Source organism: Aeromonas sp. 25-248, assembly GCF_053005425.1.
This window is the reverse complement of sequence record NZ_JBRKTB010000008.1, coordinates 143,520-162,956: the sequence shown is the minus strand read 5'-3', so window position 1 is coordinate 162,956 and position 19,437 is coordinate 143,520. Positions and strand designations below refer to the sequence as shown.

At 61.1% G+C, this 19,437-nt stretch carries 21 protein-coding genes and 1 riboswitch; of the genes, 7 read left to right on the top strand and 14 right to left on the bottom strand.

Annotation, left to right across the window (positions count from 1 at the left end):
- Positions 1 to 72: 72 nt before the first annotated feature.
- Genes cyoE through ACVDHI_RS13455 form a run of 4 tightly spaced genes read right to left on the bottom strand, consistent with a single transcriptional unit; the run spans position 73 to position 3,189 of the window.
- On the bottom strand, positions 73 to 978 hold the full coding sequence (gene cyoE / locus ACVDHI_RS13470) for a heme o synthase (RefSeq protein WP_324021780.1): 906 nt from the start codon (positions 976 to 978) through the stop codon (positions 73 to 75).
- The gene (locus ACVDHI_RS13465) at positions 975 to 1,985 is read right to left on the bottom strand and encodes a COX15/CtaA family protein (protein ID WP_201894604.1); all 1,011 of its coding nucleotides are present in this window, start codon (positions 1,983 to 1,985) and stop codon (positions 975 to 977) included. Before ACVDHI_RS13465 ends, cyoE begins: the two co-directional genes overlap by 4 nt.
- Positions 1,986 to 2,044: 59 nt before the next feature.
- Complete coding sequence (locus ACVDHI_RS13460; RefSeq protein WP_182935203.1) at positions 2,045 to 2,527, bottom strand: hypothetical protein; 483 nt, start codon at positions 2,525 to 2,527, stop codon at positions 2,045 to 2,047.
- Positions 2,524 to 3,189, bottom strand: a complete 666-nt coding sequence (locus ACVDHI_RS13455; RefSeq protein WP_447212168.1) for an SURF1 family protein — start codon at positions 3,187 to 3,189, stop codon at positions 2,524 to 2,526. The genes ACVDHI_RS13460 and ACVDHI_RS13455 overlap by 4 nt, the downstream gene beginning before the upstream one ends.
- A gap of 78 nt (positions 3,190 to 3,267) precedes the next feature.
- On the opposite strand from ACVDHI_RS13455, the gene ACVDHI_RS13450 reads away from it, so the two are divergent.
- Positions 3,268 to 3,474: a DUF2909 family protein gene (locus ACVDHI_RS13450; RefSeq protein WP_201894603.1), complete on the top strand. Its 207-nt coding sequence runs from the start codon at positions 3,268 to 3,270 to the stop codon at positions 3,472 to 3,474.
- A gap of 8 nt (positions 3,475 to 3,482) precedes the next feature.
- On the opposite strand, the gene ACVDHI_RS13445 is transcribed toward ACVDHI_RS13450, so the two are convergent.
- From ACVDHI_RS13445 to ACVDHI_RS13420, 6 genes are all read right to left on the bottom strand, one after another.
- Positions 3,483 to 4,364, bottom strand: a complete 882-nt coding sequence (locus ACVDHI_RS13445; RefSeq protein WP_042864889.1) for a cytochrome c oxidase subunit 3 — start codon at positions 4,362 to 4,364, stop codon at positions 3,483 to 3,485.
- A 2-nt stretch (positions 4,365 to 4,366) separates the two neighbouring features.
- Positions 4,367 to 4,921 (bottom strand): cytochrome c oxidase assembly protein, encoded by a 555-nt coding sequence (locus ACVDHI_RS13440; RefSeq protein WP_039039711.1) that lies wholly within the window; start codon positions 4,919 to 4,921, stop codon positions 4,367 to 4,369.
- Between the two features lie 9 nt (positions 4,922 to 4,930).
- A complete protein-coding gene (ctaD, locus tag ACVDHI_RS13435; RefSeq protein ID WP_041211746.1) occupies positions 4,931 to 6,529 on the bottom strand; it encodes a cytochrome c oxidase subunit I in 1,599 nt (532 codons plus the stop codon).
- Between the two features lie 9 nt (positions 6,530 to 6,538).
- Positions 6,539 to 7,669: a cytochrome c oxidase subunit II gene (coxB, locus tag ACVDHI_RS13430; RefSeq protein WP_447212167.1), complete on the bottom strand. Its 1,131-nt coding sequence runs from the start codon at positions 7,667 to 7,669 to the stop codon at positions 6,539 to 6,541.
- 367 nt (positions 7,670 to 8,036) lie between these two features.
- Positions 8,037 to 10,109 carry a tRNA(Met) cytidine acetyltransferase TmcA gene (locus tag ACVDHI_RS13425; protein WP_447212166.1) on the bottom strand — a complete coding sequence of 691 codons (2,073 nt, stop codon included), beginning with the start codon at positions 10,107 to 10,109 and terminating at the stop codon, positions 8,037 to 8,039.
- Positions 10,106 to 10,420, bottom strand: coding sequence for an HlyU family transcriptional regulator (locus ACVDHI_RS13420; protein WP_041211748.1), 315 nt, complete (start codon positions 10,418 to 10,420; stop codon positions 10,106 to 10,108). The genes ACVDHI_RS13425 and ACVDHI_RS13420 overlap by 4 nt, the downstream gene beginning before the upstream one ends.
- Before the next feature lie 138 nt (positions 10,421 to 10,558).
- Between ACVDHI_RS13420 and ACVDHI_RS13415 the strand changes: the two genes are divergently transcribed.
- The 3 genes from ACVDHI_RS13415 to ACVDHI_RS13405 all read left to right on the top strand — a co-directional run bounded on the left by ACVDHI_RS13415 (position 10,559) and on the right by ACVDHI_RS13405 (position 12,101).
- Entirely contained in the window at positions 10,559 to 10,765 is a 207-nt protein-coding gene (locus tag ACVDHI_RS13415) for a bacterioferritin-associated ferredoxin (protein ID WP_039039715.1), read from the top strand.
- A 131-nt stretch (positions 10,766 to 10,896) separates the two neighbouring features.
- Positions 10,897 to 11,376 (top strand): bacterioferritin, encoded by a 480-nt coding sequence (gene bfr / locus ACVDHI_RS13410; RefSeq protein WP_010675778.1) that lies wholly within the window; start codon positions 10,897 to 10,899, stop codon positions 11,374 to 11,376.
- Between the two features lie 266 nt (positions 11,377 to 11,642).
- Entirely contained in the window at positions 11,643 to 12,101 is a 459-nt protein-coding gene (locus ACVDHI_RS13405; RefSeq protein ID WP_041211864.1) for a methylglyoxal synthase, read from the top strand.
- Between the two features lie 64 nt (positions 12,102 to 12,165).
- Here the strand turns inward: ACVDHI_RS13405 and ACVDHI_RS13400 are convergent, their stop codons facing one another.
- Complete coding sequence (locus ACVDHI_RS13400) at positions 12,166 to 12,753, bottom strand: superinfection exclusion B family protein (RefSeq protein WP_010675780.1); 588 nt, start codon at positions 12,751 to 12,753, stop codon at positions 12,166 to 12,168.
- 191 nt (positions 12,754 to 12,944) lie between these two features.
- Positions 12,945 to 13,052: riboswitch (yybP-ykoY riboswitch) on the top strand.
- A gap of 88 nt (positions 13,053 to 13,140) precedes the next feature.
- Here ACVDHI_RS13400 and ACVDHI_RS13395 point away from each other — a divergent pair.
- The gene (locus ACVDHI_RS13395; RefSeq protein ID WP_324051812.1) at positions 13,141 to 14,127 is read left to right on the top strand and encodes a sodium:calcium antiporter; all 987 of its coding nucleotides are present in this window, start codon (positions 13,141 to 13,143) and stop codon (positions 14,125 to 14,127) included.
- Between the two features lie 94 nt (positions 14,128 to 14,221).
- On the opposite strand, the gene ansB is transcribed toward ACVDHI_RS13395, so the two are convergent.
- The 3 genes from ansB to ACVDHI_RS13380 form a co-directional block, all read right to left on the bottom strand.
- Positions 14,222 to 15,280 (bottom strand): L-asparaginase 2, encoded by a 1,059-nt coding sequence (ansB, locus tag ACVDHI_RS13390; RefSeq protein ID WP_048208529.1) that lies wholly within the window; start codon positions 15,278 to 15,280, stop codon positions 14,222 to 14,224.
- A 129-nt stretch (positions 15,281 to 15,409) separates the two neighbouring features.
- Positions 15,410 to 15,604, bottom strand: coding sequence for a heavy-metal-associated domain-containing protein (locus ACVDHI_RS13385; RefSeq protein ID WP_042864882.1), 195 nt, complete (start codon positions 15,602 to 15,604; stop codon positions 15,410 to 15,412).
- 111 nt (positions 15,605 to 15,715) lie between these two features.
- Positions 15,716 to 16,666, bottom strand: coding sequence for an AEC family transporter (locus ACVDHI_RS13380; protein ID WP_069651962.1), 951 nt, complete (start codon positions 16,664 to 16,666; stop codon positions 15,716 to 15,718).
- A 134-nt stretch (positions 16,667 to 16,800) separates the two neighbouring features.
- On the opposite strand from ACVDHI_RS13380, the gene treR reads away from it, so the two are divergent.
- On the top strand, positions 16,801 to 17,748 hold the full coding sequence (treR, locus tag ACVDHI_RS13375) for a trehalose operon repressor TreR (protein ID WP_447212165.1): 948 nt from the start codon (positions 16,801 to 16,803) through the stop codon (positions 17,746 to 17,748).
- A 186-nt stretch (positions 17,749 to 17,934) separates the two neighbouring features.
- Positions 17,935 to 19,365, top strand: coding sequence for a PTS trehalose transporter subunit IIBC (treB, locus tag ACVDHI_RS13370; protein WP_257713649.1), 1,431 nt, complete (start codon positions 17,935 to 17,937; stop codon positions 19,363 to 19,365).
- Positions 19,366 to 19,437: the final 72 nt, after the last annotated feature.

Here is a 19,437-nt window from a genome sequence, read left to right as displayed (position 1 = left end):
CATCAGGTCTGTGCATCCCTGCTGTGCACCGACGCAGCGTCACCATTCACCCGACCTCGACCCGCATCAACGTCATGACAACCGCCACAGCCAGTGGTGATCCAGAATCAGCAGACCAAACAGCAGCATCAGGTGATAGATGGAGAAACGGAAGGTGCGCATCGCCTGGCCGGGGCGCTCCTCATATTTCAACAACCAGCCATGCCAGCAGAATCCAAGGTTCAGCCCCAGACTGCCGACCAGGTAGACAAGCCCCGACATACCAATCAGATAGGGCAGCAGGCAGACGAGCGTCAGGATCAGCAGATAGAGCAGGATGGCGGTCTTGGTGAAATCGGTGCCGTGGGTGACCGGCAGCATGGGAATGTCGGCACCGGCATAGTCATCGCGCCGGTGGATGGCCAAAGACCAGAAATGGGGCGGCGTCCAGGTAAAGATAATCATCACCAGCAGCCAGGGCTCGGCCGAAAGCTGCCCCGTGATGCTGGTCCAGCCCAAGAGCGGTGGCATGGCTCCCGCCAATCCGCCGATGACGATATTCTGCGGCGTGGCCCGCTTCAGCAGCAGGGTATAGACGACCGCATAGCCGAACAGGCTGGCCAGGGTTAGCCAGGCAGTCAGGGGATTCACGCCCCAATGGAGCAGAACAAACCCCGACAGTGCCAGACAGATCGCGAAACTCATCGCCTGCCCCGGCGTGATCCGTCCCGTGGCGACCGGGCGCCAGCGCGTTCTTGGCATCCGGGCATCGATGCCGCTATCCAGAGAATGGTTCATGGCCGCCGCCCCGGCAGCGAGCAGTCCAATCCCCGCCAGGCCCAGTATCATTTCGTCCAGAGAGGCGCGTGTCGGCTCGGCCAGCAGCATGCCCACCCAGGCGGTCAGGAGCAGCAGGGCGACCACCTTTGGTTTGGTCAACTGACAATAATCGCGCACCCGGCGGAGGGCGAAGCGCTGTGCCCGCACTCTCCCATTCATGTCCGGCTCCTGACCATCCCAGGGGGTCGCAAGGGGTCGTGATGAGGCACAGAGAGCCTCCCGCGCGCCAGCACACAGCAGACCAGCAGGTGGGCTGCCACCAGATTGTGCGCAAGGGCGTTGGCCAGCGGCAGGGCCAGATGGACGTTCGCCAATCCCAAGGCAATCTGCACGGTCAGCAGACCCAGCAACAACCAGCCAAACCCTCTCAGGGGGGGCCGCTGGCAGAGCAGCGCGAGGGCGAAAGCCCCCACCAGCAAGGCCGTGGTCAGCGCTCCCAGGCGATGGGCGATGTGAATGGTCTGGCGCGCCTCCTTACCCAGCACGCCGAACTCATAACTGGCGTGCCCCAGGGGGAGATGAAAGGCTTGCGCCCAATTCAGCTCTGCCTGCCAGTCGCCCTGGCACAAGGGAAACTCCACACACGCCATGGCCGCATAGTTCGCCGACGTCCAGCCCCCCAGCGCGATCTGCAGCAGCAGCACGCCACAGGCCATGCTGCCAAGCCAGGACACACCCTGGTGTACGGGCGGGGGTGAAGGGAAGCCTGCCAATTCGGCCCGATAGAGCCAAAGCAAGGTCAGGATGGCGAAGCCGCCCAGCAGATGAGTGGTCACCACCAGGGGATGCAGGGCCAGGGTCACCGTCCACATACCCAGCGCCGCCTGGCCTGCAACCAGCACCAGCAAGATGAGCGAGAGGTGACGCAGTCGGCCGCCTGTACTCCAGCCCAAGCCGGACAGGAGCACAATCACGCCTCCCAGCACCCCGGCGAAGTAGCGATGCACCATCTCGCTGCGCGCCTTGTGAGGAACAAGCGGGCTGGCCGGATAGCGCTGTGCCGCCAGTTCCGCATGCTCGGCGCGGGGAATGGCCAGGGAACCATAGCAACCAGGCCAATCGGGGCAAGCCAACCCGGCATCCGTCAACCGGGTATAAGCACCGAGCGCGATGACCAGTACTGCCAGCGCAATGGCCACGGAGGCCAGCCTCTTGTGCATCTTCATATGCCGCCTCGTTGACCGTGCAGTAGCCAGAAGATGCGAGTCCCATGCCGGCTGCATCGTCACTGCACCCCACGCTGATACTTGAGCAGTTGCTGCAGATCCGACAGTACCGCCTTGCCAAGCAACGGCCAGGTCGTCGTGCTGCCGGGCACCTCGTAACGCAAGATGGCCAGCCCGCGGGCGTCCACCAGCAGTATATCCCCCTCCCTCATTTCACTGTTTGCCTCGTGAGGTGGCGTCAACTGGACCAGCTCCAGCTTATCCAGATTACGGCCAAGTGCGGCCTGGATACGTGCCATCAGCGCGGGGACCTGCCGGCATTGCCCCTCGCAGCGAGGGGTCACCAGATAGACCAGTCGCCATTGGTGCTGATGGGCAGGAAGCGGTTTCAACAGGTAGATCTCCTGGTGCAGCCAGTACCCCTTGCTGCGCGTGCCGGGTTCATACCAGCCCTGGTGAAGAGTCAGAGCCGCCAGCACCACAGGCAGCAGGATCACCGCAGCAAAGAGCGCTGGCACCCGCCAGCGTCGCCATCCGCTCATGGGGAGCACCTCCTCGTCAGCATGACCCCCCCTGACAGAACCACCAGCGCCAAGCCGAGCCATTGCACCGCATAGGCCCGGTGTTTTTCAGGAGGCATGACATTGTGCTGGTAGTGATAGAGGAATGGGGTTCGTCTTTGATACAACACGGCGTCTGCAAGCGGGGCTCCGATTGCCTGTCGCAGGGTCTCGACCCTGATGGATTGCAGCCGGTTCGGGTAGGGGCCTGGTTCTATGTTCTGTCCCAGCAGGAAGCCGCCGGGAGCCATGCGCAGAACACCTTCAAGGGTCATTACGGCGGGGATGGCGGGATTGGGCAATTGCGACCTGTCGGATGGCGCGGGCACCCATCCCAGGTTGACCAGCAACAGTGAGGATCCCCCCTCTGCGCGTACCGGGATGAGCACGTCATAGCCAACCTCCCCGTTGACGATCTGGTTGTCCAGCAACCAGACATAAGGGCTGACCCACTCGGCTTTCCCTTGCAGAGGCTGGCCATCCAGTGACTCCGGGTGTTGCCAGTCGATCTGGGCCAATGTCCTTGGCCCGGCCTGCTGCATCTTTGCCATCTGCGCCAGCCAGGCCGTTTTTTCCATTCCGCGCTGCCACTGCCAGAACGCCAGCTTGCACAAACCGCCCGTCACCACCAGAGTGAACAACAAGACGAACCAGCGTCTGTGATGCCATGGTCGTCGCTTGTCTCGTGCAGCCGAATCGCGCATATCGAGGAGGATCCCAAGATGTTGATCAAGGTCGTTCTGATACTCATGCTGCTGCTCATCATCGGCCAGCTGTTTCACGCCCTCTGGCTGATGCTCAGTCCAGGCAATACGCAAAAGATGTCGGTACCTCTGGGCCGGCGCGTCTTCTTCTCCCTGCTGGTGGTCATCATACTGCTGCTCTCTCTCGCGATGGGCTGGCTGGAACCCAACCCGCGCCCCTACTGAGCACGGCATCAAAGCAGGTAGACAAAGACGAACAGACAGAGCCAGACCACATCGACGAAGTGCCAATACCAGGCCGCAGCCTGGAAAGCGAAATGACGCTGTGGGGTGAAATGATCCCTCAACATGATGCGCAGCCAGATGATGGTCAGGAAAAGGGTGCCCAGCAGCACGTGCAGTCCATGGAACCCGGTCAGAATGAAGAAGGTATTGCCATAGATGCCGGAATCCAGCCGCAGCCCGAGATCCCGATAGGCATGCAGATACTCATAGCCTTGAAACCACAGGAATGTCAGCCCGAGCACCACGGTGGCCAGCAACATCCCCTTGAGCCGCATCCGTCTGCCGTTTTCCAGACTCATGTGTGCAAACAGCAGGGTCACGGAGGAGCCGAGCAGGATCAAGGTATTGATGAGGGGGATCCCCTGCCAGGGCATGGCCTGGGTCGTGGCCCCGCCGGGCGTCTTGAGCAGGGGCCAGTGAGCGGTGAAATCCGGCCACAGCAGCTGGCCCGTCATCACCCTGTGGCCCGCACCATCCAGCCAGGGCACCGCAAGCTGGCGGGCATAGAACAGCACTCCGAAAAAAGCCAGAAAGAACATCACTTCGGAGAAGATGAACCAGACCATGCCCTGCCTGAAGGATCTGTCCATCTGGGCGCTGTAGAGCCCGGTCATGGACTCCCGGATGATGTGACGGAACCAGCCAAACAACATGAATGCCAGCAGGGCGACACCGGCCATCATCAGATACCGGCCGAAACCGGTTTGCCCACTCGCCACTTCATTGACCAGATGTCCCGCCCCCAACGCCAGGAAAAACAGTGCAATGGCACCAATGATGGGCCAGCGACTCTGGTCCGGGACATAATAGGTCTGGTTCACCTTGGCCATGGTCATTTCCTCTGTGCGAGTGCCGGTGCAGGTACGGACTCCGTGATGTCATAGAGCGAGTAGGAAAGCGTGATGGTATTGATGCTGTCCGGTAGTGCCGGATCGATATAGAACTTGAGCGGCATCAGCTTGCTCTGCCCTGCCCTCAGCTCCTGGCGATTGAAACAGAAACACTCCACTTTCTTCAGATAGGCTGCGGCGGGACCAGGAGAGACCGACGGGACCGCCTGACCCACCATGGTCCGCTCCGTGGGATTGAACACCCGAAAGTTGACCATCTTCACCTCCCCCGGCCGCACCGACAGCCGAGTCGTCTCACCGCTGAACTCCCACGGCATCCGGGTATCCGCATGAGCAAGAAACTCGATCTGGATGCTCCGCTTGCTGTCGATCACCGCCCGCTCCGTACTGGCCGCTTGATCAGACGTCTTGCCATTGAGGCCGGTGATCCGGCAGAAGACGTCATAAAGCGGCACCAGCGCAAAGGCAAAACCAAACATGACGAGCACGACCAGAGCCAGTTTTCTGAGCAAGGGGGCATGACTGACCTGGGTCATATGACCTCCCTAACGCTCTTCCGACCGGATATCCGGCGGAGTCTGGAAACTGTGATAAGGAGGGGGAGAGGAGAGCGTCCATTCCAGCCCCTCGGCCCCCTCCCATACCCGATCGCTCGCCTTGGCTCCGCCTCTGATGCATTTGACCACGCCCCAGACAAACAGCAGTTGGGACAGGCCGAAGGCAAAGCCCCCCAGGCTGATCAGCATGTTGAAGTCGGCAAATTGCAGGGCGTAATCGGGAATGCGGCGAGGCATGCCCGCCAGCCCGACAAAATGCATGGGGAAAAACAGCACATTGACCGAGACGAGCGAACACCAGAAATGCCATTGGCCGAGCCGCTCGTCATACATGTGCCCCGTCCATTTCGGCAACCAGTAGTAGGCAGCGGCCAGGATCGAGAAGACGGCACCGGTCACCAGCACATAGTGGAAATGGGCCACTACGAAATAGGTGTCGTGATACTGAAAATCAGCCGGTGTCATGGCCAGCATCAGCCCGGAGAAACCGCCAATGGTGAACAGAGTGATGAAGGCGATGGCAAACAGCATGGGGGTCTCGAATGTCAGAGAACCACGCCACATGGTGGCAAGCCAGTTGAACACCTTTACCCCTGTCGGCACCGCGATCAGCATGGTGGTGTACATGAAGAACAGCTCCGCCACCACGGGCAATCCGGTGGTGAACATGTGGTGAGCCCAGACCATGAAGGAGAGCAAGGCGATGCTGCTGGTGGCATAGACCATGGAGCGATAACCGAACAGCTTCTTGCGGGAGAAGGTCGGAATGATGCTGGAGACGATGCCGAAAGCCGGCAATATCATGATGTAGACTTCCGGGTGCCCGAAGAACCAGAAAATGTGCTGAAACAGGACAGGATCCCCCCCACCGGCCGCATCGAAGAAACTGGTCCCGAAATACTTGTCCGTCAGCACCATGGTCACCGCAGCCGCCAGCACCGGCATGACAGCGATGAGCAGAAACGCCGTGATGAGCCAGGTCCAGACAAACAGCGGCATCTCCATCCAGCCCATGCCCGGCGCCCGCAGGTTGAAGATGGTCACGATGACGTTGATGGCCCCCATGATGGAGGAGATCCCCATGATGTGAATGGCAAAGACAAACAGGGCCGTGCTGTTGCCGCTGTACTGGGTAGACAGGGGGGCATAGAAGGTCCAGCCAGAACTGGGGCCGCCTCCCTCCATAAACAGGCTCGACAGGAGGATGAGGAAAGCAAACGGCAGGATCCAGAAGCTCCAGTTGTTCATGCGGGGCAGCGCCATGTCAGGGGCCCCAATCATGATGGGGATCAGCCAGTTGGCGAGGCCGGTGAAGGCGGGCATGACGGCACCAAAGACCATGATGAGGCCGTGTACTGTGGTCATCTGGTTGAAAAACAGGGGTTCCACCAGTTGCAGTCCGGGCTGGAACAGTTCTGCCCGGATCACCATGGCCATGGCGCCACCGGTAAAGAACATGGTGAGGGCAAAGCACAGATAGAGGGTACCGATGTCCTTGTGATTGGTGGTGTAGAGCCAGCGCCTCAGACCGGCCGCTGGCTGGTGGACATGTTCGCTGTGCGGGGTATCCGTGATTCCATCACTCATGCCGACGCCTCACTTGTCCTTGTCCGGATTGGCCGGATTGAGAAGGGACTGCACCTCGGCTGGCTGCACAAGGTCACCGGTCTTGTTATCCCAGGCATTGCGTTCATAGGTAATGACGGCGGCCAGTTCCTTCGCCGTCAACTGTTTGCCAAAAGGTTGCATCGCCGTACCACTCCGGCCGTGCAACACAGTATCCAGATGCTGGGCACGATGCTCCGCCTGTGTGGTCACCTTGCTGCCATTGAGCGCCGGGAAGATGCCGGGCAATCCGGTACCCGCGGGCTGATGACAGGCCGCACAGTGGCCCAGATAGACTTTCTCCCCCAGCGCCATGGCTTGTGGCAACGTCATGGTCTCCGCTGCCTGCGCCTGTTGCTGTGCCTTGGCGGTTGCCTGCTCGTCTCCCTTCCTGGCAATCCACGCCTCGAACTCCTCTGCGGATTTGGCCACCACAACCACGGGCATGAAACCGTGATCCTTGCCGCACAGCTCGGCGCACTGCCCACGATAGGTGCCCGGCTTGTCGATCCGGGTCCAGGACTCGTTGATGTAGCCAGGATTGGCATCTTTTTTCACGGCGAAGGCGGGAACCCACCAGGAGTGAATGACATCGTCCGAGGTCATCAGGAAACGGATCTTCTTGCCGACCGGCAACACCAGAGGGTTATCCACCTCCAGCAGATAATTGCCGCCCTTGGGGGCATCACCCGAGATCTGCTGTTTGCTGGTCGCCAGCAGGGAATAAAACGCCACCGGATACTCGAGGTATTTGTAATGCCATTTCCATTGTGAGCCAGTGACGAGGACGGTGAGATCGGCCTTGGAGGTATCCTCCATCTTCAACAGGGTCGAGGTTGCCGGTGCCGCCATCGCGATCAGTATCAACACGGGGATGGCCGTCCACAGCAACTCGATGCGGGTGCTTTCGTGAAACTGGGCGGCTTTGGCACCGCGCGATCTTCGATGGTGCACGATGGACCAGAACATGATGCCGAAGACGAGCAGACCGATGACGCAACAGATATAGAAAATCGTCATGTGCAGGTCATAGACCTGCTGGCTGATGGCGGTGGCCCCGCGCGTCATGTTGAACCGGATCTCATTGGCAAAGGCACTGCTGCTGATGAACCACATCATCATTCCGGCACTTGCCTGAGCTGCATCGTTTCTCACATTGCACTCCCTGTGCACGTTGGAGAAGATGGCCTGCATTCAATACACCCAACGCTAACCATCTGAAAATAATGCATTTATTAAAATTCATTTCACATTCAAGTATTAGTCCATATTCAGAAAAAACCAAAATGCAGACAGCCCTGACCAGGCTCATCAGAGCAGTGGCAATAGGCAAAACGCGAGCAGGGAAGAGGGAGAAACGGGTCCCGGGGTGGCCGCGCCTTGAACGGGGAGAGCTTCAGCCATGGTGAGTCGAATCGATGTGCAGAACCCGGGAGGGGCCATGGGTTCCTCCCGGGCTCCGTGGTTTTCTGCCGTGCCAGAGGCGGGGTCAGCCCGCTGGGGCTTGCTGAGCCAGCAGTCTGGCCAGCAGGGAGCGCAATGCTTTTATCAGGGCGGGTTTGCCCGCGACACCCTGTCGGGCAGCCAGCTCGGACCAGGACGCATATTGCCAGATGGTGGCGATCAGCAACCGTCGTTCATCCTGACTCAACGCATCCAGCATCATCACTTGCCGGAGCAGCCAGCGTTGCAGTGTCCCCTGGCACAATTCGAATGGTTTGTGATGGTGGGCAAAGCAATCGAGTTCCCGATGCTCGAATTCATCCAGATCCGGCACATGAGTGACAGGTCCGCCTCTGAGGGATAGCCAGACCAGTTCGGTATCCAGCCTCTTGAGTTCACCCGCCAGCAGGGCCGGCAACTGGCTCATGAAACGCTGTCGCCATTGCGCCAGCTCGGCGTGATATTCCGATTGCAGCGGCATCAGCAGCAAAGCTGCATGACTGCCGCTGGCCGCATCGCGCTGCAGACCCAAACGCAGCACCTTCAATCCCGCCTTGAGCCAGAATGGCAGCAGATCTGGGCTGGCGGAGAAGGCAGAACCCAGATAATCGACCCCTAATGCCCGGTAATGTGATACCAGACTGTCTAGCAACCAAGACCCCAGCCCGAGACGATGAAGGGCAGGATGGATGGCGATGCGCATCACCCTGGCATAAGAGCGCTCCCCCGCCGTCACGAAACCGGCGTGGGCCAGCAGCGACTGGGGCAGCAGATGTCCACGAGGGCGCCTTCGTCCGGCCCAGATCGCATGCGCCAGATCAGGGGGTATCTTGCCCTCCCGCGCGACCAGCGCCACCCCGAGCAACTCCTGTCCCTGCTCCATCAGATGAATGTCGAGATCCGGCCCCTCCAGCAAATACCGCAGATCACTGGGGCTGGTCTGGTAGTGAGCCAGCACGAGCAGGCCGAACACCCGATTGAGCAGCGCGTCATCACGGGCCAGCTCATCTTGTCCGACCTGGCGCCAGGTCGGTGATGTCGGGGGATGAGGTGCCGATATGTCGGCATTCAGACCAAGGAGCCGGAAGATCAGAGGCTCCAGCGGATCGCTCAGGCTCCAGCGAATGGGCTCCACCAGGCGCAGCTCCTGCCAATCCGGGGTTTGCTCATCGAGTACCCTCTTGAAGCGCAGATGGAAGCCGCGCCCCGTCCCCTCATAACCATGCTCCGTTGTAGCGAAGACAATACGACTGTGACGGGCCAGCATGGCCTCCAGCAGTGGGGTCGGGATGGCGGCGGCCTCATCTACCAGCAGCAGATCCGCCAGTACGTCTCCTTGAGCCACCCGATCAGGGGACACATAGCTCAGACCGGCCAGCCGCTCAGGCATCTCTGCCAGCGCGCGCTCTGCATGGGCAAAAAGTGTCGCTACTGTGGCGTGGGAAGGGGCCGTCACCGCTATCGTCAAGGCCGGATCCCGACTCAGCAAGTCGGCGCTCGCCAGCCCCAGCACGGCGCTCTTGCCACGACCGCGATCGGCGCTCAGCACCAGGGGGCGGCGGCGATGGCCGTGCAACACGTTGTGGATGGCGGGCAGCGCACGGGCCTGATCCGCGCTCAGCGGCCGGTCCCCGTCGAGAGGCTGCCAGGTAATATCACAAGAGGCAGGCGTCAGATCTCGCGCCGGATCTTCTGCCAGCAACCGTACCAGACGGGAGATGAAACCCTGCCCGGCACGATCTGCCTCCTCTGGCTGGGCGACCAGCCTCTGACGATCAGGGTCTGGGTAGGTCGGCCATACCTCCCGCGGCGGGGTCAGCAGAAGCAAGAGCCCCCCAGCCCTCAATGTCCCCGCCAAGGCACCGAATGCATCGGGGTGAAAACCGCTGAAGGCATTGAATACCAGGGTGTCGCACTCCTGACCGAGCCGTTGAAGCGCCTTGGCGGCAGGCTGCGGAGCATGACGCTCAGGACCCTGCCCCAGCCAGAACACCGCCCCCCACAGCAAGGATTCGGCACGAACGATGCAGTCATCCTCCTCCCCTTCCAGCCAGATCAGACGCCGCTCGCCGGCAGAAGCGATAGCGTGGCGCAAGGCGAGCAGCTCAGCTGACATCATGGAGCTGGGCTGGCGTCTGGCTTCACGCGGGGTTCAAACATGCGCTCCCCCATCTGGTCGATGAAGGTATGGGCCTTTTGCACCATGAAGCGCTCGGCATCCGCCGGATTGGCAAAGAGATCGGAGCGGATGAAGCGATGGGTCTGTAATTGCCCGTCGATCTCCCTGGTGATGCGACCTGCCAACCTGTATTGCCCCCCTTCCGCCATGGGCTCGGGATAGATGAGATAGCCCATGTATTCGATGGGCTCAACCTCGGGGCTCTGGGCGATCTCTCCCTTGAACAGGGCATTGAATAGTTTTTTGAACATGTTCGCATCCTCTCTGATACAGGCATTCTCCCCAAGGGTGGAATCACTGGCAAGCACGGGATCTTATTACCATTCGTTCTTTGCACTACGAACCATTCTCATTTAGATTTCATTTCATTCCAGCATGAGGTCCAGATTATGTACGTGTGTTTGTGCCGCGGCATCACAGATAACCAGATCCGCAAGGCGGTACAGGCAGGCAAGACTGAATTCCGACAGTTGAAACAGTCGCTGGAAGTCGGTACCCAATGTGGTAAATGTGTGCGCATGGCGATGGAGATCATCGCTACCGAAATCGACAAGATGGAGTCAGAGCAGGCACCGCTCTATTACGAAGTGGCGTAAAACCGCCGACTTCTCGTCTTCATCTCTCCTTCTGCCCTCCAGGGGACGACTTTCCCCATCACGTTATGGTCATGTTTCTGGACTAAGCTCTAGTGATCGTTGCCTAGGCTCGAACACGAGGAGTAATGTCGATGAAAGGAGATCCCAAAATCATTGCCCACCTCAACAAGGTGCTGGCCAATGAGCTGGTTGCCATCAACCAATACTTCCTGCATGCCCGCATCTATGATGACTGGGGCCTCAAGGGGCTGGGGCACAAGGAGTATCACGAATCCATCGATGAGATGAAACATGCCGACGAGCTGGTCAAGCGGGTGCTGTTTCTGGAAGGGCTGCCCAACTTGCAGGATCTGGGCAAGCTGCGCATCGGTGAGACGGTGGAAGAGATGCTGCGCTGTGACTTGTCTCTGGAGATGGACGCCATCCCCGACCTGAAAGTCGCCATCACCTATGCCGAGTCCGTGCAGGACTACGTCAGCCGTGACCTGTTCCAGGAGATCCTGGAGGATGAAGAGGAGCATGTGGACTGGCTGGAAACCCAGCTCGATCTCATCGCACGTATCGGTCTGGAAAACTACCAGCAATCCCAGCTCCATGCCGAGTCATCCTGAATCTAGATGACATCAAGAGACAATCCCAACCCGCCCAGGCGGGTTTTTTCATGGCGCCAGCGGCAGAGATCTTGCCCAACGATACGGTAGCCAACCTGGCTGCTGACAAGGCAGGCCAGAGGATGGCAGGATGGCAGGATGGCAGGATGGCAGGCGCCAGATTGAACCACCTCCGGGATCACAGTTACGATGCATGGGGCAGCGGCAGGCGCCGCTTTCGATTAGGATACGACCCCATTCCCATCATTTTGCTACGGATGACCTCCATGGAACTGATTGCACGCGAGATGGCGCCCCACAAACGGGTTGCCCTGGTGGCTCACGACAACATGAAAGCCCCTCTGCTGAACTGGGTGCTGCGCCGCAAGGAGGAGCTCAAGCTCCACCATCTCTATGCGACCGGCACCACGGGCACCCTGCTCGGCAAGAAGGCGCAGCTGCCCATTACCTGCCTCTTCTCCGGCCCCATGGGAGGGGATCAGCAGCTCGGCGCCCTCATCGCCGAAGGGAAGATAGACGTGATGATCTTCTTCTGGGATCCCCTCAATCCCGCCGCCCACGATCCTGACGTCAAGGCCCTGCTGCGCCTCGCGGCCGTCTGGAACATCCCGGTCGCCACCAACGAGGCGACGGCGGACTTCATCATGGACAGCCCGCACATGCAGCAGGCATTCAGCGTCCAGGTGCCCGACTACGCCGGCTACCTCAAGGCCAGAACCGAATAAGCAACGCCAGACAGCAAAGAGCCGGAACAGATGTCCGGCTCTTTTCTTTCATGGGTGGAGAAGGTCAGCGCTGGAGGCTTTTCTGCGCGAATTTGGGCCTGGCGTTCATGATCTGCTCCACCTGCTCGTCGCTCATCTTGCCCCGCGACAGCCCCAGAACCTTGTAGGTCAGCAGAGGGCGCGCTGGCAGGGCGATCATCAGGGCGCGGATCTGGTTCTCGTCCTCCTTCTCTCGCGTCGGCTTGCCGTAGGCGTAGGTGAGCACGCCGGCATCCATCAGGTTTTTGACGGCGGGTTCGGTGATCGGCAGGTTTATGACGCTTTTCCGTTGCAGTACGAACTCCCGCAGCACCGCCTTCTCGTTGAAGTCGAGGAAGCCAATCATCTGGGCCAGTTGATCCTGCTGGCGGCGGGACTGCCACTCGTCACAGGCCCACTCCCAGGCGATCAGGAAGCCCTGACTGCAGAAATAGGAGATGGCGATCAACATGCCGACCCCAAGCCAGGCCGCATGAGCCGTGGCCCACTGGCTCACGGCACCTTTCATCAATCCGGCCGGAAACAGCAGGATGATGCTGCAGCAAAGCAGCAGCCAGACCATCAGCCAGTTGAGGCGATTAAGCTGGTAAAAATGTTGGATCCACCGTTTCATCGTTCACCCTTCCCAAGTCAATGTGGACAGTAGCCAACTCGTAGCAATCGCTGTGCCAGCACAAGGATCCCCGTAAAAAGATCAGGATCCCGGACGGGAGAGTCGAGGGGGTTGTCACATCCTTTTACAACTTGTCGCGCGGATCATCTCCTGTTGGCCTTGCGACTCACCGAGCCACTTGGTAAAAAGCCCGCACTGTCACTGGGGAGTAGCAACCCGCCCGAAATCCGGGCAGGGCCCATGTCAACACTCTTGGATCCGCAGATCCATGGCATGGGCGGCGATAGCACCTGTCGTCCTGCAAGACCTTTGGCCTCGATACGCACGCCAGCCGGGCGAGCCGTATCGGGTCCATCGGTTGTTCTGCTCGCCTGGCGGTTACTCATCATGCTGATAACCTTGCTGTTATTTCTGATCTCTGCCGTCACCATCTATCTGTCCTGCGGATACTTCGTCAACGGCATCGAATGGACCGGCCATCATTTCAAACTGTCCCAAAGCGCCACCGGTTCTCTGCTAGCCGCCCTCGGCACGGCCCTGCCCGAATGCATCGTCACCCTGACCGCCCTGCTGATGGGGGATGCCCCCGCCCAGCAGCAGATAGGCATAGGTGCGGCCCTCGGCGGTCCCCTAGTGCTCTCCACCCTTGGCTATGCCGCCGTTGGCGTGACCCTGCTGCTGTGCATGAACCGGGAGCACAGAGCCATCAATAGCGAGGTGCAGCGGGAGATAGGCCGCGATCAGGCCTGGTTTGCCGGCACCTTCCTGTTGGCCGTGCTGCTTGGCATGATGGCCTTCACCGGTAAAACCTGGCTGGCCCCCCTGTTCGTGCTGATCTACCTCCTCTATGTGCGACGTGAGCTGAAACAGACCGACAGCCACGATGCCGAATTGCCCTCCCCCCTCAAGCTGGATCCGCACGCCAGGATCCCGGCGCTCGGCAAGGTGCTGCTGCAAACCCTGGTGGCGCTCGGTGTGGTGGCGCTGGCGGCCCAGCTGTTCGTTCACCAGCTGGAGAGCATGGGCGAGCTGTTCGGTCTCTCGCCGGTGCTGGCGGCCCTGCTGCTGAGCCCGGTGGCCACCGAAATGCCCGAGCTGATGAACGTGCTCATCTGGGTGCGGCAGGGCAAACACCGGCTGGCACTGGCGAATATCTCGGGGGCCATGATGATCCAGGGCACCATTCCCAAGGCGTTCTGCCTGCTGTTCACCCCCTGGCTGCTGGACAGCACCATGATGGCCTCCTCCCTGGTGACGCTGCTGGCGGTCGCGCTGCTGTGGTGGGGGTTCAGTCGGGAGCGGATGACAGCGGGCAGGCTCGCCCTGGTGGGGCTGGTTTACCTGGGTTTCTGCGGCTGGCTGATGATGAGCTGAGGGCCGGCATCTGCCTCTGGCGCAACAAGAAAGGGCAGGATCCCATCCTGCCCTTCATCTCACGGGGTAGTGTCAATCAGGCCGAGCCGAGGTCTTAGAACTGCTGGAACCAGCGCTGGATCTGGGCCGGATCCTTGCTCTGGGTCAGGGCGAGCATCAGCAGCACCCGCGCCTTCTGCGGGTTGAGGGTCTCGGCGGCGACGAAGCCGTACTTGGCATCATCGATCTCCGCATCCAGGGTGGTGGAGCCGGTCGGCACGCGGGCGGAGCGCACCACGCGAATGCCGTCCTTGCTCGCCTTGGCCAGGGTGTCGAACAGGGTGTGGTAGAGGTTGCCGTTGCCCACCCCGGCGCTGACGATGCCGTCAAACTTGGCATCCACCAGGGCCTTGGCCGGCAGGTCCGAGGCGTTGGCGTAGCTGTAGACGATGCCGACCTGGGGCAACTTGTCGAGCTTGCTCACGTCGAACGGGGTCTTGCTGGTGTGCTGGCGGGCCGGGCTGCGCTGGTAGTCGATCTTGCCGTTGTGGATGTAGCCGAGCGGGCCGAAGTTGGGGGAGGCGAAGGTCTGCACCCCAGTGGTGTTGGTCTTGGTGACGTCGCGGGCATCCAGCACGGTGTCGTTCATCGCCACCATGACGCCACGCCCCTTTGAGGCGGGGTCGGAGGCAGTCACCACGGCGTTGTAGAGGTTCATGGGGCCGTCGGCGCTCATGGCGGTGGAGGGGCGCATGGCGCCCACCAGCACCACCGGCTTGTCGCTCTTGACGGTCAGATTGAGGAAGTAGGCGGTCTCCTCCATGGTGTCGGTGCCGTGGGTGATGACGATGCCGTCCACGTCATCCCTGGCCAGCAGCGCGTTGACGCGCTTGGCGAGCGTGAGCCACACCTCGTCGTTCATGTCCTGGGAGCCGATCTTGACCACCTGCTCACCCTGCACGTCGGCCACGTTTTTCATCTCGGGCACGGCGGCGATCAGCGTCTCGATGGCCACCTTGCCGGCCTCGTAGTTGGACTGGGTGGCGGACTGGCCCGCCCCGGCGATGGTGCCCCCGGTGGCCAGAATGTGCACGCTGGGCAGCGCCATGGCCATCGGGGAGAGGGTCAGGCCGAGTACGGCGGCGATCAGGGTCTTGCGAATGGGAAGGGTCATGCTGCAATCCTTTTGGATGAGGGAATTGCAGCATTTTTATTCTTTTTAAACGGGATTTAAGTGATCATTCTCACCAATAAAAAGAAGTAAACAGAATATTAGTCTGATTTATACCAATTAAGTGATAATTCACTCTACCTGAAAGCCTCTCGCCTCGATCAGGGCGATCAACTCGGCTTTGCTCAGCTCGCTCTCGATGACGGCCTGGCGGCTGGCAAAGTCGACCGTGGCGGTGCGGACTGACGGCTGAGCCAGCAAGGCCTTTTGCAGGCTGGCAGCGCAGCCGCCGCAAGACATGCCGGTAACGGTGAGTTCGATGGTCATGGGCTCTCTCCTCTGTCGATGTGACATCAGCCTAAAGCTGCCGCCTCCGGCAAGGTCAAGGGTGAATGCCGATCCCGTCAACCCCGGGTCGTGCATCATGGCGGCGCCCCATCACCCCATCAGTCCCAGGTAGTTCATCAGGGCGGCCCCCAGGCTGGTGGTGACGAGCGAGCCCAGGGTGGTGGTGGCGATGATGTTGGCCGCGAGGGCACTGTCACCGCCCATGGCGCGGGTCATCACATAGCTGGCGGCGGCGGTGGGGGTTGAGCTGATGAGAAACAGGATGCCGAGGGCCTGCGGGCTGAAGCCGAGCGCCCAGGCCCCCAGCACCAGCAGCACGGGGATGCAGCACAACCGGTTGACCGTGGCCCAGCCGGTCAGCATGGCGCCGCCGCGCAGGGCCTTGAGGTTGAGGCTGGCGCCGGTGCAGAGCAGGGCCAGCGGCAGGGTCATGTTGGCGAAATAGTTGCCCGTGGTGATGACCAGCTGGGGCAGTTCGATGCCGAGCAGACCGAAGGGCAGGGCCGCCAGAATGGCGATGATGAGGGGGTTTTTGACGATCCCCTTGAGTATGGGGGCGAGCCCCTTTCCGCCCCCCAGGCTGCGGGTCAGGGTGATCACCGCGAGCACGTTGTAGAGCACTGTGATGGAGCCCACCAACAGGGCGGCGGCCCCTATCCCCTCCGGGCCGTAGGCGTTTTGCACATAGGCCAGCCCCATGATCCCCATGTTGCCGCGAAAGCTGCCCTGCACGAAGATGCCCCGCAATTTCTGCTCGCTGATGAAACGGGCCGCCAGCACCTCCAGCACCAGGAAACCGGCGAGGGTGCCGAGCAGGCCGTAGAGGATGAGCCAGGGGCTCGGCATGGTGGAAAAATCGGTGCGCACCATGCTTAGAAACAAGAGAGCTGGCAGGGTGACCTGGAACACCAGACGGGAGGCGGACTCGACGAAGCTGTCGGGCAAGAGACCCAGCCGCTTGAGCCAGATGCCGAGTACCAGCACCAGACAGATGGGGCCCGTGATGGAGAGAGAGAAGTGCAGACTTGCCAACAGATCCATGATGCGCGTCCTGTGCAACGGCGAAGAAAGTCGCCTGGGAAAGGGCATTCTAACGCCATGGGCTTGTATTCACAGGAGTTAATCACAACAATGTCTGCATCCCGGTTGTCGCCCTCCCCTGTCACGGATCCCCCATGGAAAAGAAACTGACCATCCTCGATATCGCTCGCCTCAGCGGAGTCGGCAAGTCGACCGTCTCCCGGGTGCTCAATCAGGATCCCAAGGTCAATGCCCAGACCAGGGCCAGGGTCGAATCGGTGATCGCCCAGCACGGTTTCGTCCCGAGCAAATCGGCGCGGGCCATGCGCAGCCAGAGCCAGCAGGTGGTCGGCATCGTAGTGTCGCGCCTCGACTCCAGCTCCGAGAACCAGGCGGTGCGCGGCATGCTGGAGACCCTCTACCAGCGTGGCTACGACGCCGTGCTGATGGAGAGCAAGTTCTCCCCCGCCAAGGTGAGCGAGCACCTGGCGGTGCTGGAGCGGCGCAGGGTGGACGGCATCATCCTGTTTGCCTTCAACGATCTGGACTATGCCGCCATGGCGCCGCTCAGGGAGAAACTGGTGCTGATGGCCCGCGAGCGCCCCGGCTTCTCGTCGGTCTGCTTCGACGATGACGGGGCGGTGCGCGCCGTGCTCGCCCACCTCGGGGAGCGTGGCCTGACCGAGGTCGCCTATCTCGGGGTGGAACGCAGCGATCTCACCACTGGGCTGCGTCGGCATCAGGCTTACCTCGACTACTGTCGGGAACAGGGGCGCACGCCCCGCAGCGCCCTCGGGGATCTCGGTCTGCAAAGCGGCTATCGGCTCGCGGCCGAGCTGCTCACCCCCACCACCCAGGCCATGGTCTGTGCCAGCGACACCCTGGCCATCGGCGCCGCCAAATACCTGCAGGAGCAGGGTCGCACCGACATCCTGGTGAGCGGCCTTGGCAGCAATCCCATGCTGACGTTCCTCTTTGCCAACACCCTCAGCCTGGATTTCGGCTACAAGGATGCCGGCATCCTGGCCGCCAGACAGCTGCTCGACCAGATTGAAGAGGGGCAGCCCCCCAGAGCGACCATCGCCCCCTGTCAGCCCCTGTAGTCTATCTTTTCCTCCATTCCCGGCGTTTTGCGCTTTTTGTGACCAGCGCCACGAATTGGGAACGTTCCCATTGCCGATGCCAGCCACTGGCTTCATGCTGATTGGGAACGATACCAATAAACGGGCGGTCCTTGGCCAGCCGGTAAAGACACGACCATTATTCATGGAGTCACAGAGGGAAGGCTCATGTCAAAAGTCAACACACAGCATCTGGCGCAGCTGATCGAGCGGATCGGCGGCAAAGAGAACATCACCACTGTCAGCCACTGCCTGACCCGGCTCAGGTTCGTGCTGGCCGATCCGGCCAAGGCCGATCCCAAGGCCATCGAGACCATCCCTTCGGTGAAGGGGAGCTTCACCCAGGGCGGCCAGTTCCAGGTGGTGATCGGCAACGAGGTGGATCAGTGGTACAAAGCGCTCACCCAGGAGATCGGCGTGAGCGGCGGCAGCAAGGAGGCCGCCAAGCAGGCCGCTCGCCACAACATGAACCCGTTGGAGCGCGGCATCTCCCACCTGGCCGAGATCTTCGTCCCCCTGCTGCCCGCCATCATCACCGGTGGTCTGATCCTGGGCTTTCGCAACGTCATCGGCGATATCAAGATGTTCGACGACGGCACCCACACCCTCACCGAGATCAGCCAGTTCTGGGCCCAGGTGCACGCCTTCCTCTGGCTGCTGGGTGAAGCCATCTTCCACTTCCTGCCGGTGGGTGTCTGCTGGTCTGCGGTGAAGAAGATGGGCGGCTCCGAGATCCTCGGCATCGTGCTGGGTATCACGCTGGTGTCGCCGCAACTGATGAACGCCTATGGCATCGGCCAGCAGACCCCGGAAGTGTGGGACTTCGGCCTCTTCGTCATCCAGAAGGTGGGGTATCAGGCCCAGGTCATTCCGGCCCTGCTGGCGGGTGTCTTCCTCGCCTGGGTGGAGACCAGCCTCAAGCGCATCATCCCGGCCTATCTCTACCTGGTGATTGTGCCCTTCATCTCCCTGCTGCTGGCGGTGATCGTGGCCCACGCCCTGATCGGTCCGTTCGGCCGCTGGATTGGTGACGGCGTCGGCTTTGCCGCCAAGGCGGCCATGACGGGTTCGTTTGCCCCCATCGGCGCCGCCCTGTTCGGCTTCCTCTATGCGCCCCTGGTCATCACCGGCATCCACCACACCACCAACGCGGTGGACCTGCAACTGATGCAGAGCATGGGCGGCACCCCCATCTGGCCGCTGATCGCCCTCTCCAACATCGCCCAGGCGTCTGCGGTCGTCGGCATCATCCTGATCAGCCGCAAGGAGAACGAGCGGGAGATCTCGGTCCCGGCCGCCATCTCCGCCTATCTCGGGGTGACCGAGCCGGCCATGTACGGCATCAACCTCAAGTACAAGTTCCCCATGCTGTGCGCCATGGTGGGCTCAAGCTGTGCGGCTCTCATCTGCGGCTTCGCCGGGGTGATGGCCAACGGCATCGGGGTGGGCGGCCTGCCGGGCATCCTCTCCATCCAGCCGCAATACTGGGGCATCTACGCCATCGCCATGCTGGTGGCCATCGTGGTCCCCGCCCTGCTGACCCTGCTGGTCTACAAGCGCCAGCAGGCTGCCGGCAAGCTGGAGCTGGCCACGGCCTGATCCACACAACCTCGGCGGAGCCCTGGCTCCGCCCTTTATCGTTGCCCTGTTCCAACTAATCCGGTTTCAACC

What these genes read in the sequence shown, in the direction of transcription:
- cyoE (WP_324021780.1), bottom strand. Translation starts at nt 978, where the DNA reads ATGAATGGGAGAGTGCGGGCACAGCGCTTCGCCCTCCGCCGGGTGCGC.
- ACVDHI_RS13465 (WP_201894604.1), bottom strand. Translation starts at nt 1,985, where the DNA reads ATGAAGATGCACAAGAGGCTGGCCTCCGTGGCCATTGCGCTGGCAGTA.
- ACVDHI_RS13460 (WP_182935203.1), bottom strand. Translation starts at nt 2,527, where the DNA reads ATGAGCGGATGGCGACGCTGGCGGGTGCCAGCGCTCTTTGCTGCGGTG.
- ACVDHI_RS13450 (WP_201894603.1), top strand. Translation starts at nt 3,268, where the DNA reads ATGTTGATCAAGGTCGTTCTGATACTCATGCTGCTGCTCATCATCGGC.
- ACVDHI_RS13445 (WP_042864889.1), bottom strand. Translation starts at nt 4,364, where the DNA reads ATGGCCAAGGTGAACCAGACCTATTATGTCCCGGACCAGAGTCGCTGG.
- ACVDHI_RS13440 (WP_039039711.1), bottom strand. Translation starts at nt 4,921, where the DNA reads ATGACCCAGGTCAGTCATGCCCCCTTGCTCAGAAAACTGGCTCTGGTC.
- ctaD (WP_041211746.1), bottom strand. Translation starts at nt 6,529, where the DNA reads ATGAGTGATGGAATCACGGATACCCCGCACAGCGAACATGTCCACCAG.
- coxB (WP_447212167.1), bottom strand. Translation starts at nt 7,669, where the DNA reads ATGATGATGTGGTTCATCAGCAGCAGTGCCTTTGCCAATGAGATCCGG.
- ACVDHI_RS13425 (WP_447212166.1), bottom strand. Translation starts at nt 10,109, where the DNA reads ATGATGTCAGCTGAGCTGCTCGCCTTGCGCCACGCTATCGCTTCTGCC.
- ACVDHI_RS13420 (WP_041211748.1), bottom strand. Translation starts at nt 10,420, where the DNA reads ATGTTCAAAAAACTATTCAATGCCCTGTTCAAGGGAGAGATCGCCCAG.
- ACVDHI_RS13415 (WP_039039715.1), top strand. Translation starts at nt 10,559, where the DNA reads ATGTACGTGTGTTTGTGCCGCGGCATCACAGATAACCAGATCCGCAAG.
- bfr (WP_010675778.1), top strand. Translation starts at nt 10,897, where the DNA reads ATGAAAGGAGATCCCAAAATCATTGCCCACCTCAACAAGGTGCTGGCC.
- ACVDHI_RS13405 (WP_041211864.1), top strand. Translation starts at nt 11,643, where the DNA reads ATGGAACTGATTGCACGCGAGATGGCGCCCCACAAACGGGTTGCCCTG.
- ACVDHI_RS13400 (WP_010675780.1), bottom strand. Translation starts at nt 12,753, where the DNA reads ATGAAACGGTGGATCCAACATTTTTACCAGCTTAATCGCCTCAACTGG.
- ACVDHI_RS13395 (WP_324051812.1), top strand. Translation starts at nt 13,141, where the DNA reads ATGCTGATAACCTTGCTGTTATTTCTGATCTCTGCCGTCACCATCTAT.
- ansB (WP_048208529.1), bottom strand. Translation starts at nt 15,280, where the DNA reads ATGACCCTTCCCATTCGCAAGACCCTGATCGCCGCCGTACTCGGCCTG.
- ACVDHI_RS13385 (WP_042864882.1), bottom strand. Translation starts at nt 15,604, where the DNA reads ATGACCATCGAACTCACCGTTACCGGCATGTCTTGCGGCGGCTGCGCT.
- ACVDHI_RS13380 (WP_069651962.1), bottom strand. Translation starts at nt 16,666, where the DNA reads ATGGATCTGTTGGCAAGTCTGCACTTCTCTCTCTCCATCACGGGCCCC.
- treR (WP_447212165.1), top strand. Translation starts at nt 16,801, where the DNA reads ATGGAAAAGAAACTGACCATCCTCGATATCGCTCGCCTCAGCGGAGTC.
- treB (WP_257713649.1), top strand. Translation starts at nt 17,935, where the DNA reads ATGTCAAAAGTCAACACACAGCATCTGGCGCAGCTGATCGAGCGGATC.